The 13328-nt window shown below is 68.8% G+C and carries 13 protein-coding genes; all 13 read left to right on the top strand.

Annotated features, from left to right (window positions below; translation table 11 throughout):
* The first annotated feature begins 40 nt into the window (after positions 1 to 40).
* The gene (locus BKH28_RS04365) at positions 41 to 1282 is read left to right on the top strand and encodes an OmpA family protein (protein ID WP_075417654.1); all 1242 of its coding nucleotides are present in this window, start codon (positions 41 to 43) and stop codon (positions 1280 to 1282) included.
* A 73-nt stretch (positions 1283 to 1355) separates the two neighbouring features.
* Positions 1356 to 2036 (top strand): DUF3060 domain-containing protein, encoded by a 681-nt coding sequence (locus BKH28_RS04360; protein ID WP_075417653.1) that lies wholly within the window; start codon positions 1356 to 1358, stop codon positions 2034 to 2036.
* Positions 2037 to 2296: 260 nt separating this feature from the next.
* A complete protein-coding gene (locus BKH28_RS04355) occupies positions 2297 to 2698 on the top strand; it encodes a GntR family transcriptional regulator (RefSeq protein ID WP_009393341.1) in 402 nt (133 codons plus the stop codon).
* Positions 2695 to 3522, top strand: a complete 828-nt coding sequence (locus tag BKH28_RS04350) for an ABC transporter ATP-binding protein (protein WP_075417652.1) — start codon at positions 2695 to 2697, stop codon at positions 3520 to 3522. The genes BKH28_RS04355 and BKH28_RS04350 overlap by 4 nt, the downstream gene beginning before the upstream one ends.
* On the top strand, positions 3515 to 4228 hold the full coding sequence (locus BKH28_RS04345) for an ABC-2 transporter permease (protein WP_075417651.1): 714 nt from the start codon (positions 3515 to 3517) through the stop codon (positions 4226 to 4228). Before BKH28_RS04350 ends, BKH28_RS04345 begins: the two co-directional genes overlap by 8 nt.
* On the top strand, positions 4225 to 4950 hold the full coding sequence (locus tag BKH28_RS04340; protein ID WP_075417650.1) for an ABC-2 transporter permease: 726 nt from the start codon (positions 4225 to 4227) through the stop codon (positions 4948 to 4950). Before BKH28_RS04345 ends, BKH28_RS04340 begins: the two co-directional genes overlap by 4 nt.
* Before the next feature lie 37 nt (positions 4951 to 4987).
* Positions 4988 to 5806, top strand: a complete 819-nt coding sequence (locus BKH28_RS04335) for an ABC-2 transporter permease (RefSeq protein WP_075417649.1) — start codon at positions 4988 to 4990, stop codon at positions 5804 to 5806.
* Between the two features lie 74 nt (positions 5807 to 5880).
* Complete coding sequence (locus tag BKH28_RS04330; RefSeq protein WP_143224063.1) at positions 5881 to 6624, top strand: ABC-2 transporter permease; 744 nt, start codon at positions 5881 to 5883, stop codon at positions 6622 to 6624.
* Between the two features lie 116 nt (positions 6625 to 6740).
* On the top strand, positions 6741 to 7550 hold the full coding sequence (tmk, locus tag BKH28_RS04325; RefSeq protein ID WP_075417648.1) for a dTMP kinase: 810 nt from the start codon (positions 6741 to 6743) through the stop codon (positions 7548 to 7550).
* Complete coding sequence (locus BKH28_RS04320) at positions 7547 to 8800, top strand: DNA polymerase III subunit delta' (protein WP_075417647.1); 1254 nt, start codon at positions 7547 to 7549, stop codon at positions 8798 to 8800. Before tmk ends, BKH28_RS04320 begins: the two co-directional genes overlap by 4 nt.
* A 120-nt stretch (positions 8801 to 8920) precedes the next feature.
* The gene (locus tag BKH28_RS04315; protein WP_075417646.1) at positions 8921 to 9505 is read left to right on the top strand and encodes a hypothetical protein; all 585 of its coding nucleotides are present in this window, start codon (positions 8921 to 8923) and stop codon (positions 9503 to 9505) included.
* A gap of 42 nt (positions 9506 to 9547) precedes the next feature.
* Entirely contained in the window at positions 9548 to 11245 is a 1698-nt protein-coding gene (locus tag BKH28_RS04310) for an alpha/beta hydrolase (RefSeq protein ID WP_081380034.1), read from the top strand.
* Between the two features lie 183 nt (positions 11246 to 11428).
* Positions 11429 to 13072: an alpha/beta hydrolase gene (locus BKH28_RS04305; protein ID WP_075417735.1), complete on the top strand. Its 1644-nt coding sequence runs from the start codon at positions 11429 to 11431 to the stop codon at positions 13070 to 13072.
* Positions 13073 to 13328 lie beyond the last annotated feature (256 nt).

Raw genomic sequence — 13328 nt, 5'->3', positions numbered from 1 at the left:
GGGAACCGCGCAGCGACAACGATTCAGTAACGTTCGGGGCATGACGAAAGCACTCATCTCCCTGCCCTCCCTCTCCCTGATCGCCGCCCTCGCGCTGAGCGGGTGCTCCCTGTCCGTCGGAGGCGGTTCATCGTCGCAGGCTCAGAAGTCGCAGACCCAGGTCACCTCGGACTCCGAGGGCTCTGCCGGAACCACGGACGGGGCCGCCGCCTCGGCGACGGGAACGGCGGGCTCCTCGGGGCAGGCCGTTGCCGGCTACGAGCCCGGACAGATCCCCCCGATCCCCATGATCTCGCTGCCCGACCTCAGTCTGCTCACCCAGTCCACCGGAGTCTTCACCCCGGACCTCACGCGCTCCATCACCTCCCAGCCCGGCGTTACCGTCAGGCCCGCCCGCTGCGACGCGAGCGGATCGCTCGTCTCCGGCTCGACGGTCCTGGGCGGCGACGGCTCGATGACCACGAGCTCGGGATCCACCTCGGTCACCAACAACGGTGACGGCTCGGGCACCTTCAGCGACGGCAAGGTCTCCATCACCAACAACGGTGACGGCTCAGGGACCTACTCCGACGGCAAGGTCTCCATCACTGTCAACGGTGACGGATCGGGCACCTACAGCGACGGTCACGTCTCGGTCACTGTCAACGGCGACGGCTCAGGGACCTACAGCGACTCCTCCACCGGTGAGTCCATCACCCTCAACGGTGACGGCTCGGGAACCTACTCCGACGGCAAGGTCTCCATCACCAACAACGGTGACGGCTCGGGAACCTACTCCGACGGCAAGGTCTCCATCACCAACCTCGGTGACGGCAGCGCCATCGTCGACGGCTCCTCGATCTCCGCCAAGCCGGTCCCCAAGGCCGGCAAGGTCGGCACCTTCCCCTCCATCGACGCCGCCAAGCCGGTGCAGTCCTGCGGCACCGTCATCACCCTGGAGGACAGCGTCCTGTTCGACTTCGGCTCATCCGACCTGCGCTCCGACGCCTCGACCACCCTGACCAACCTGGCCACCGTCCTCAAGGACTCCAAGGCCCCCAAGGTCCAGGTGCAGGGCCACACCGACTCCGTCTCCGACGACGCCTCCAACCAGACCCTCTCCGAGCAGCGGGCGCAGGCCGTCTCAGGCGCCCTGAAGTCCGACGGCGTCACCGCCTCGATCGAATCCGTCGGCTTCGGCGAGACCAAGCCGGTAGCCCCCAACGAGAACCCCGACGGATCCGACAACCCCGGCGGTCGTCGCCTCAACCGCCGCGTCGAGGTCTTCGTTCCGACCTTCTGAACCGTCCGACCACCAGGTCGGCTCGTCATATCGCCCGCCCACCCACACCGCATCTGAATACCGGAGAAGAACCATGTCCCCGACCACTCATCCCCTCCGTCCCCGTCGTACGGCCGCCGTCATCCTCGTGGCCCTGTCCCTGACCGGCATCAGCGCCTGCTCCATCTCCGTCGGCGGAGGCTCGTCCGACCAGGAGACCGCCGCAGCAGCGGGCCAGGAGGAATCGGCCCCGAAGCAGTCGGCGGCCGCCTCCCAGGCTACGACGGCGACGACCGACTCCCAGGCGCCCCAATCGGAGACCACTGCGCCGAGTGCGCAGGAACAAACCTCGCCTACCGCCGTCGGTTCCAGCGCCCCCGCGGCCAGCGCCCCGGTGGCCAGCGCCCAGCCCGCAAGCGGCGACCGTCCCGGTGCTCGGGCGTCCATCACCGACAGCGACTGGCTGAGCGACCTCGAGTTCGTGGACCGGACCGTCTCGGCGAACCCGTCCATGCTCCTGGACAAGTCCAACGACGACGTCCGCATCGAGGGTGACGTGGATAGTCTCAGTGTCACCGCCAGCAACACGAAGGTCTTCGTCGACTACGTCGGCCTGCTGACCGTCTCCGGTAGCAACGTGACTGTCTACGTCAAGGACGTCGACCGCGTCGTCATCAAGGGAAGCGGCGCGGAGGTGGTCTGGGCCGGCAACACTCCGAAGGTGGAGGATTTCGGGACCAATACCGAGACCCGTCTCCAGGGAAACGGGGACTGAGTCCGGACTCGCCCCGCCTTCCCCATCCGGTGCCGTAGCGGCAGTCCACAGCGAGCAGTGGCGGCGTCTGAGGGGCGCGGTGACCGGACCTGTTCCTGAACCCGGCGACTGGGTCTGCTCCTGGGCCCGGTCGCCGGGGTCGTCTCTGAGTCGGCCTGCACCGCCCCTGACCGCCGGTATCCCGCAGTATGCGGGTGGAACAGCACTTGACTCCACTGTGCACCTACTGTCTATAGTGTGCATGTACAGAAGGAGTTGCCATGCCGCTCTCGGTCGTCCTGTCCAACACGGCAGGAGTTCCCATCTACGAGCAGATCGCCCAGCAGGTCAGGGACGCGATCCTGACGGGCCAGGTGGAGGCCGACGAGATGCTGCCCTCGATCCGGGCTCTGGCCCGGGACCTGCGTGTCAGCGTCATCACCACCACCCGCGCCTACTCCGACCTCGTCACTGACGGCTTCCTGGCCAACGTTCCCGGCAAGGGCTACTTCGTCCTGCCCCGGGACTCCGAGCTGGTGCGCGAGCAGGTGCTGCGGGAGGTCGAGGAGCACCTCGACCGCGCCGTGGAGCGCGCGCGCCTGGCCCAGCTCAGTGACGAGGAGCTCCACACCATGCTTCAGACCATCATCACCACCTCCACCACCTCCAAGGACAAGCAGTGAACCCTGTCGAGATCTCCCACCTGACGAAGCACTACCCGGACTTCAGCCTCAGCGATGTCACCTTCTCCGTCCCCGCCGGCTACGTGACAGGTTTCGTCGGGGCCAACGGCTCGGGGAAGACCACCACCATCAAGGCCGCCCTGGGCATGATCCACCCCGATGCCGGCTCGGCCACCACCCTGGGCCATGAGCGCATCGGCGTCGTCTTCGACGCCCCGCCCTACAACCCCGAATGGCGCCTGAAGGACCTGGGCCGTGGCATCGGGCGCTTCTACCCCGCCTGGTCCCAGGAGCGCTACGACGCCGAGCTCCAGGCCGCGGGCCTCAACCCCACCAAGAAGGTCAAGGAGCTCAGCCGGGGCATGGGCATGCGCCTGCAGATGGCGGTGGCCCTGGCCCACGATCCTGAGCTGCTCATCCTCGACGAGCCCACTGGTGGACTGGACCCCCTGGCCCGAGCCGAGATAGTGGACATGCTCGCCCAGTTCATGGTGGAGGAGGGGCACACCATCCTGTTCTCCACCCACATCACCTCCGACCTCGATCGGCTGGCCGACTACCTGGTCATCCTCAGCCGGGGCAGGGTCGTGGCCAATGGCACCGCCGAGGAGATCATCGGCTCCTTCCGACTCGTGCGCGGCACCCCCGAGCACCTGACTGACGCCGTGCGCCAGGCCAGCCTCGGGCTGCGCAGCACGTCGCTGGGCTGGGAGGCCATGATGCCGGCCGACACCGCCGAGGCACTGGCCGACCGTATCGTCGTCGAGGCTCCCACCATCGAGGACCTTGCCGTGCACATCGCCAAGGAGGCGGGCCGTGAATGACCTCATGACCGCGGATCTACGCGAGCACCCCGCCGAGGCAGCCGCGGTGGCCGAGGTGCCGGCCGGCTCGATGACGAGGGGCGCCGCGGCCGGGCCCGGACGGGGCGCTCGGGTGATCTCGCTGGTGCGGTTGCACCTTCTGAGCCTGCGAGGTCCTCTGCCCTCCCTCCTCGGCCTTCTCCTCATTATGGGCGCCGTCAACTTCGTCTCCGGAAGTATCGTCCCGGTCAGCGGATTCCTCACGGGGGCCGCCCTGGCCGGGGGCCTATCGGGAGTGATCGCCGAGCGCTCCGGCATCAACCGTCTGCTGGCCTCTCTGCCCGTCTCCCGGGCCGACGTCGTCAACTCCTACTGGGCGGTCGCGGTGCTGCATCTCCTGGCCGCCTCGGCCCTCTACGCGGCCATAGGCCTCCCCCTGGGTGTGCTCCCGGGTGATCTGCTCGACGTTCCCCTTGTCGTCATCACGGGGCAGGCCCTGGGAATTCCCGTGTTCCTGCACTTCGGGCGTTGGCGTGGCCTGCTCGTCTGGGCGAACGCGATCGTGGTCCTGGCGGGGTTGGGTGCGCTGGTGCTCAGCTTCAGGCCGATCCGGGACCTTGCACTGCGGACGACGACGGGCCACGGCCTGCTCCTGGCCCTGGGGGCCTGCGCCCTCGTCGGCCTGTGGGCGCTGAGCCACCGCCTCTACCTCAAGCAGGACCAGTGAGCGCCACGATGATGGGGACGACGACGGGGACAGCGCCCGATAGCAGCCGGGGCATCGGAGCGACCGCGGCGACTGGGCCGGCAGGCCCTGAGGGCAGCGGCGCGACGGCGCTCGCCGGGGTGGGGGCGGTGCTGCGACTCGACCTCATCGTGCTGCGCCGTCGTGGTCCACTGCTCCTCCTGCCCCTGGCGCTGGCGCCGTTCATCGCCATGGACGTCCTGGCCGGCCGTCTGCAGACGACGGTGATGGTGGGCATCGCCCTGGGACTGTGCGCCCAGTACGCCCAGGGCGCTGTCGAGTCCGCTCACCACATGGAGCGCCTCTACGGGGCGCTGCCGCTGCGGCGCAGCGAGCTGGTCGGTGCCCGCTGGGTCGAGGGGGTCGCCCTGGTGCTCCTCTCCGGCCTGGTCTGCGTACCGGCGGCCGCTCTCACCGGTGACTGGGGCGGTCTCATGGCCGGCCTGCTCGTCATCTGCCTGTCCACGGCCCTCGGGCTGCCCCTGTTCCTGTGCCTGGCCCCCGAACGGGCCCTGTGGGTGTGGGGGCTGTGCCTCGGGGCGGGAGCCGGGGCCCTCTACGGCGGTATCCCGCTGCTGGCAGGACCCGCGGCCGAGGTGCTGGGCGAGCCGGTGCCAGTCGTCCTGGCTGCCCTGGCCTGCCCCGCCCTCCTGGGCGCCTCCCTGGTGGTGGCCCTCCGCTGGTACGGGCGCCAGGACCACTGAGACCCCACAGAGAAAGAACGACGTCAGGAGATCGACCATGCCCGAGTCCGTGCCCACGTCCGAGTCCGTCGTGTCCGCTGCGCGGACCGTACCCACTCCGCCCACTGCCGCCGAGTCCTGCAGCACTCAGGTTCCCAGTGCGCCTGCGGCAGTGCGGGGGAGGGGCGCCCTGACCCGGTGGGAGACGGTGCGCGCCGTGATGCGCCTGGAGCTGGTTGCCTGGAATCAGGTGTACCTGACGACGATGATAGGGCTGATCCTCATCGCGCAGGCCGGTATTACCGCGCACCGCTGGCTGGGGGTAGTGCTCCCGCTTCCGCTGGTGCTCGTCCTGGCGATCTTCCCACCATTCCTCCTCCTGACCCTGTGCGGGTTGGTGTGCCTGACCCTGTGGGATCCCTCGCGCTCCTCAGGGGCCCTACGGCTCTACGGGGCATTGCCCGTGACCCGCTCGGAGGTGCTTGCCGGCCACTACCTGCTCAGCCTGGCCTACGGGGGTGCCTCAGTCCTCCTGGCCGTCATCCATCTCCTCGGGGCCCTCGGCGCCGCCGATCCCCTGGTCTGGGCGATCGTGCTGGCGTGGGTGGTGGCAGTGCTGGGGATCTGCGCAGTGATGTTCCCGGTGCTCGCCAGGTACCGCAGCCCCCTCACGGGGATCGTGGTCATGATGCTGGTGATCGCAGTCCTGGGCCTGCTCGGCGGGTTCGTCAAGGGCTCCGAGGCGGTATCCCTGACCGCCGCCTCCCAGTCCGGGATGCTCCTGGCCCTGACGGCCCTGCTCCTCGTGCTCGTTCCAGCGGGACTGGGCGTCTCCTGGATGATCTGCCGCCGCATCTACACCCGGCAGGACCACTGAGGATCAGGCGATGTGAGTGGGACGCGCTGTTGACGGTTGATCAGGAACATAGAGTCACGAAGAAGGACACGATCATGAGTGAGTCCACTGCCGTGCGCCCAGCCGACGCGCCTGCGGCGTCGGGGAGTCGCGGGGCCGGCGCCCTGACCCGGTGGGAGACGGTGCGCGCCGTCATGCGCCTGGAGCTGCTCTTCACCTGGAGGCGACGGGATACCGTGGCGCTGCTGGGGCTGTGCGCGCTCGGTGCCCTGGGAGCGGCCGTGCCCGGAGTGAGGGGGTGGCTGGGGCCCTTCTCCCCGGACAAGCTGGTGTACTACCTGCTAGCCGCGGTGTTGATGGTGGGCCTGATGCTATGGCGGCCCTCCCGTGAGGCCCGGATGCGCCAGCTCTACGGGGCACTGCCCGTTACCCGTCTTGATGTCCTGGCTGCCCGCTACCTCCTGCTCGCGGTCGGCTGGGTGATCCTGCTCCTCGGGAGCTCCGCAGCGGTGCTGCTCGGAGGTGCGGCATCGGATGATGCCGTGGGCCTGCATCTGACGTTCCTGATCGGCTTGGGGGTGATTGTCGTGGTGATGCCTCCCCTGCTTGTGGCCCGCGGCGGAACCTCCTCCCTGCCGGTGCTCGACCTGTTGTGGGGCCTTGCCTTCTGCGTCGTCGTGACTCTGCCCGCGGTCATCGGGGTGCTGATCGCGCTGGAGGCCATGCCCCAGCAGGTGGTGCTGGCCGACGGGCTCGGGCTCATCGCCGTGCTCTCCGCAGTGGGGCTGGGCGCCTCCTGGTGGGGCTGCCGCTGCATCTACCTCAGGCAGGATCACTGAGGGGGCCGCCTGAGAGCGCCAGTGGCGGTGGCCGGTAACGTGTCGCCTCACGGAAAGGGCGTCGCCTCGCCCAGTGCGCTCGCCGGCGACCGGTCAACGCTCCCGGGGCCTTCCCCATGGACCGTTACCCTGGGCCTGTGACCACCGCTGCCCCGCCCGCTGCTCCCGGCGTCCCCGTTCCGCCTACGCCCAGCCCCGGTCTGTTCATCTCCTTCGAGGGAGGAGACGGCGTCGGCAAGACGACGCAGATCCGTATCCTCGCCGACCTTCTGGCCGCAGCGGACGTCGACCACATCCTCACCCGTGAGCCGGGCGGCACGGAGCTCGGCGTCGAGATCCGCCGCCTCCTCCTGCACGGCGGGCACGTCGCCCCGCGCGCCGAGGCCCTCCTGTACGCCGCCGACCGCGCCCACCACATCGCCACCCGCGTGAGGCCCGCCCTCGAGCGCGGCGCCGTCGTCCTGGCCGACCGCTACCTCGACTCCTCGGTCGCCTACCAGGGGGCAGCCCGTTCGCTCGGCCCCCAGGAGGTCCGCGACCTCTCCCTGTGGGCCACCGAGGGCCTCCTGCCGGACCTGACCATCCTGCTCGACGGCGACCCCGACCTGGCCGAGCGACGCACCACCGGCCGCGGCGCCAAGGACCGCCTCGAGCAGGAGGGGGACACCTTCCGCACCTCCCTGCGCCGGCAGTTCCTCACCCTGGCCCAGGCCGAGCCCGAACGCTTCGTCGTCGTCGACGCCGATCGGCCCGTCGACCAGGTGGCCGACGACGTCATTGAGGCCGTTGTCGCCGTGGTGCGCCGTCACGGTGTTCACCTCGCCCACGGCGGGACCCACCAGGGCGTGCTCCTCGGCCTGGAGGCCTTCGTGGAGGCCGCCGCCCGCCGCAGTGCCGCAGAGCCGGACGAGGAGGCGCGCTCATGAGTGTGTGGGAGGACGTCGTCGGCCAGGAGAGCGCTGTGGCAGCCTTCACCGCCGCTGCCCAGGCCGCCCGCCAGGCCGCTGAGCAGCGCGAGGCGCAGGCCGCCGCCGGAGACGCCCCCGAGGCCGTGCGAGGCGGGGGAGCGGGCTCAGGAGCGACATCGCCGGTCGGGCTCGCCATGACCCACGCCTGGCTGGTGACCGGCCCGCCCGGCTCGGGCCGCTCGAATGCCGCCCGAGCCTTCGCCGCCGCCCTGCAGTGCACCGGTCCCGTGCCCGGCTGTGGGCAGTGCAAGCCCTGCCGTGACGTCATGGCCGGATCCCACCCCGACGTCGTGCGCCTGACCACCGAGAAGCTCATCATCACCATGGAGGAGGTCAAGACCCTCATCGGCGAGGCTCAGCGCCGCCCCTGGACCGGACGCTGGCGCGTCATCCTCGTCGAGGACGCCGACCGCATGGCCGAGCGCACCACCAATGTCCTGCTCAAGTCCATCGAGGAGCCCCCGCCCCAGACCGTCTGGCTGCTGTGCACCCCCAGCGCCGACGACGTCCTGCCCACCATCCGCTCCCGCTGCCGCCTGGTGACGCTGCGGATCCCGCCGGCCGACGCCGTCGCCGAGCTCCTCGTGCGCCGAGACGGCGCCGACCCCGAGCTGGCCGCCCGAGCCGCCCGGGCCAGCCAGTCGCATATCGGGCTCGCCCGCCATCTGGCCACCGACGCCGGCGCCTGGGACCGCCGCCGCCGTCTCCTGCTCGCCCCGGTCTCGCTGCGCAGCGTCGGTGACGCCGTCCTGGCCGCCGCCTCCCTGGTCGATGCCGCCGAGTCCGAGGCCAAGGAGGCCACCGCCGAGCGCGACGCCCGCGAGAAGGTCGAGCTCACCCGCGCCCTCGGCCTGGAGAGCGACGGGAAGATCCCGGCGGCCCTGCGAGCCCAGATCCGTCAGCTCGAGGAGGACCAGAAGCGCCGCGCCAAGCGCGCCCGCACCGACGTCCTGGACCGGGCCATGATCGACCTGCTGTCCTTCTACCGCGACGTCCTGACCACCCAGATGGGCAGCGACGTCGAGCGCGTCAACCTCGACCTGGCCGACGCCGTCGACCAGGCCGCCCGCACGACCAGCCCCGAGCAGTCCCTGGCCCGCATCGGGGCCATCGAGGAGTGCCGCAGCCGCCTGCGCTCCAACGCCGCCCCCCTGCTGGCCGTCGAGGCGCTCATGGTGCAGCTGCGCCCCCAGGCCGAAGGACGGTGAGCCCCCCCTGCCCCATCCGACCTGTGATGTGGCGTGAGGTGTCCTCCGTAGGGCCGGAGCACCGGCCGACGCAACCTCCAAAACCAAGACGGCCACGGCCGGGTGTGCAAGAGTCGTGACATGACCGTGACACAGTCAGGGGCCGAAAGCGGTGGCCGCGCCGCTCGGTTCGAGCCGATCATCCGTAGGTCGAGCCCGCAGGAGCGAGTCATCGCCTGGGGGCTCATCGCCGTCGGCGCCCTGGGCGTGGCCATCGGGGCGGCGATCATGACCTACGCGCAGTACCGGGGGATGCTCGCCTGCTTCGCCGCGGCGGCACTGTGCCTCCTCATGGGGTACCTGACCCTGCGGCCGCGGACCGTCTTCGACCGAACCGGTATCCACAGCAGGACGCTGCTGCGCTCCTACGACGTCGCCTGGCCCGGCTCCCGGGACGACTTCGTCATCGCTCGAGACCCCCGAACTGCTCGTCCCATCCGCGGCGCAGGCCCGAGCGTGCAGGCGACAGTGCGCAGCGAGGCAGGCACGGTGGCGCTGGGAGGAATGAGTACTCGGGCGCTCACCGAGGCCCGGGCTCACTACCTCATGGAGGAGGAGCTCGATCGGATATGGGCCTGGGCCGTGTCCTGGGGGCTCGTGCATTGCGAGGATCCGCAGGACGATGGGGCTCGCGGGGGAGAGAGCAACGGTCCATCTCATCCCTGAGAGGGATCACACACTGACCGATCGGTTCATACCATCTTCGGTATGGAAACGATAACGAGAACGAAGCATCATCCAAGGAATTGCTCCGATCGGTCCTTGCTCCCGGTTGTGGACAAAGGGGGACGATCCGGAGGCCTCCGGCATCGTCGGGTGTCTGCTGGGGCGCTGGCTGCTGTGGCGGGTGTGTGCCTGGCGGTGGGGGCCGGCGTGGTTCCTGCGGCTGCGGTGCCTGCTGCGGGGCCGGCTCCGGCAGCCTCTTCCAATTCCAAGGCTGCGGTGCCCAAGGGGCTGGAGTCCTTCTATGGTCAGAAGGTCGAGTGGTATGACTGCGTGGCCACTGCCGGGGTGGAGAAGTCGGCTGACAAGACCGGTTTTCAGTGCGCCAAGGTCACAGTGCCGTTGGACTACTCCCAGCCGGATGGGCAGACCATTGAGATCGCGATGAAGAAGCACCTGGCCACCGGCTCGACGCGCCAGGGCACCCTCTTCATGAACCCCGGCGGCCCCGGTGGGTCCGGGGTGGACAGCGTTGGCGTCATGGCGACGACGACCTTCGCCGGCGTGCAGAGCGCCTACGACATCATCGGCTTCGACCCCCGCGGCGTCGGCTCCTCCACCGCCATCACCTGCACCTCCGACACCGAGGTGAAGGCCATGGCGGGGGCCGCTCCAGTCAACGCCGCAGCCGGCGCCACGACATTCGAGCAGCGGGCCGCCGCCATCTCCACGCAGTTCAAGCAGCTGGAGGCCAGTTGTGCGGCGAACACCAAGCCGGCCGGGCTGCTCGACCATGTGGACACCGTCTCGGTGGCCCGAGACCTTGATGTTCTGCGGGCGCTGTCCGGGGACCAGAAGCTCAACTACGCGGGCTTCTCCTACGGCACCTACCTGGGCGCTCACTACGCCGAGCTCTTCCCCGCCAACACCGGGCGGCTGGTCCTCGATGGTGCCATGGACCCCAGCCTGACCTACAGTGAACGCAGGCAGGGGCAGGCCCTGGGCTTCGAACGGGCGCTGCGCAACTACGTCGCCTGGTGCCAGTCGGGGCAGAGCTGCCCCCTGTCCGGTGATGTCGACGCGGGCGTCCAGCAGATCGGAGACATCTTCACCTCGGCCAACCAGTCGCCCGTGCCCTCCTCGGACCCGAACCGTCCGGTCACGGGCGAGGAGATGAAGCAGGTCGTGGGGCTCCTGCTCTATTCTCCGGAAGCTGCTTGGGGCACCGTGAATGAAGCCCTGGGACAGGTCATCAACCAGCACGACGCCTCGACCTTCAGGACCATCGTGGACCAGCTCACCGCTCACCCGCTGGTCAACATGGGTGCGACGGTCGGCATCAACTGCCTGGACTACCGGGTCGAGGGCGACATGGCCGCCTGGACGGCGCAGAGCAAGGAGCTGGAGAGAATCGCCCCCCGCTTCGCCACCATCTCGGAGGCCGGTGACCTCGGCTGCCAGGCCTGGGGGCATACCGGCACCCAGCCGCCCAAGGCGCTCCACGCCAAGGGAGCCGCACCGATCCTCGTGATCGGGACGACCGGCGACCCGGCCACTCCGCACGAGTGGGCCGTGGCCCTGTCCGATCAGCTGGAGTCCGGCCAGCTCCTCACCTGGGAGGGCAACGGGCACGCGGCCTACTCGAATCCCGGGCACGGCCCCTGTGTCACCAAGGCGGTCGACACCTACCTGCTCACCGGCACCATGCCCAAGAAGGGGCTGACGTGCCACGGCACGGAGTGAGCCCTCGAGGAACCGCCGCCCTCTTGCAGGTTCCGCACTGAGGATCGTCAAGGAGTGCTGCGGATGCTCATCACCGTGGTTGGGACGCTGGAGTCAAGCGCCCCAACCACGGTTCTTTTTCGTCCCTCAGATGCCTGCCGATGACATGGGCATGTTCCGTTTAGCATTTGTAATATGGCGACCATGAAAAATGATGTGAAACACTTTTCCTGTTCGGGTCGAACCGCTTCAGGTCGTCGGGTGGGTGCCGGGGTGCTGGCTGCTGTGGCGGGTGTGTGCCTGGGGGCGGGGGCCGTGGTTCCTGCGGCTGCGGTGCCTGCCGCGGGTCCGGCTCCGGCAGCCTCTTCCAATTCCAAGGCTGCGGTGCCCAAGGGGTTGGAGTCCTTCTATGGTCAGAAGGTCGAGTGGTATGACTGCGTGGCCACGGCAGGAGTGGAGAAGTCGGCTGACAAGACCGGTTTTCAGTGCGCCAAGGTCACAGTGCCGTTGGACTACTCCCAGCCGGATGGGCAGACCATTGAGATCGCGATGAAGAAGCACCTGGCCACCGGCTCGACGCGCCAGGGCACCCTCTTCGCCAATCCCGGCGGTCCCGGCTACTCCGGGGTGGACATGGTGGAGAACAACGAGACCCAGTTCTCGCCCACCGTCAACCAGGCCTACGACATCATCGGCTTCGACCCCCGCGGTGTCGGCTCCTCCACCGCCGTGAACTGCACCTCCGACACCGAGCTGGAGGCGGCGTCGGAAGGTACTCCGGTCAATGCCGGAGAAGGCGGCATGACGTTCGAGCAGCGTGCCGCCGTCATCTCCGCACAGTTCAAGCAGTTCGAGGCCAGTTGTGCGGCAAACACCAAGCCGACTGAGCTGCTCGACCATGTGGACACCGTCTCGGTGGCTCGGGATCTCGACGTGCTGCGGGCGCTGTCCGGGGACCAGAAGCTCAACTACGCGGGCTTCTCCTACGGCACCTACCTGGGGGCTCACTACGCCGAGCTCTTCCCCGCCAACACCGGCCGCATGTTCCTCGACGGCGCCCAGGACCCCAGTCTCAGCTTCACCGAGCTCATTAAGGGACAGGCTCGGGGCTTCGAGCGGGCGCTGCGCAACTATGTCGCCTGGTGCCAGTCGGGGCAGAACTGTCCCCTGTCCGGTGACGTCGACGCGGGCGTCCAGCAGATCGGGGGCATCTTCACCTCGGCCGACCAGTCGCCCGTGCCCTCCTCGGACGTGACCCGTCCGGTGACGGGCGACGACATGAAGCAGGTCGTGTCGGTCATGCTCTATTCTCCGGAAACCGCGTGGGACACCCTAAATGAGGCATTTGGAGAGGTCGTCAACGAGAATAACGCCTGGGCCTTCAGGTCTATCGCGGACCAGCTTGACGCTCAGCCCCTGGCCAACACCGGTGCGTTGATCAGCGTCAACTGCCTGGACTACCGGGTCGAGGGCGACATGGCCACCTGGAAGGCGCAGAGTGAGGAGCTGCAGAAGATCTCACCCCGCTTCGCATCCACTTTCGATGGAGTCGAACTGGGGTGCCAGGCCTGGGGGCACACCGGCACCCAGCCGTCCAAGGCGCTCCACGCCAAGGGGTCCGCACCGATCCTCGTGATCGGGACGACCGGCGACCCGGCCACTCCGTACGAGGATGCCGTGGCCCTGGCCGATCAGCTGGACTCCGGCCAGCTCCTCACCTGGGAGGGCAACGGGCATACGGCTTACGCCAGCTCCGGGAGCGGCCCCTGCGTCACCAAGGCGGTCGACACCTACCTGCTCACCGGCACCATGCCCAAGAAGGGGCTGACGTGCCACGGCACGGAGTGAGCCCTCGAGGAACCGCCGCTCTCCTACCGGCTCTCCACTGAGGATCGTCAAGGAGCGTCGTGGGTACTCGTCACCATGGTTGGGACGCTGGAGTCAAGCGCCCCAACCACGGTTCTTTTTCGTCCCTCAGATGCCTGCACATGACGCGGGCATGTTCCGTTTACTGTTTGTAATATAACGTTCATGAAAAATGGCGTGAATGAATTCACCGGTCCGCGACGAGTCGCTTCAAGGCGCCGTCGGGTGTCTGCTGGGG

Source organism: Actinomyces oris, assembly GCF_001937665.1.
GTDB lineage: Bacteria > Actinomycetota > Actinomycetes > Actinomycetales > Actinomycetaceae > Actinomyces > Actinomyces stomatis.
This window is presented reverse-complemented; position numbering and strand designations above follow the sequence as displayed.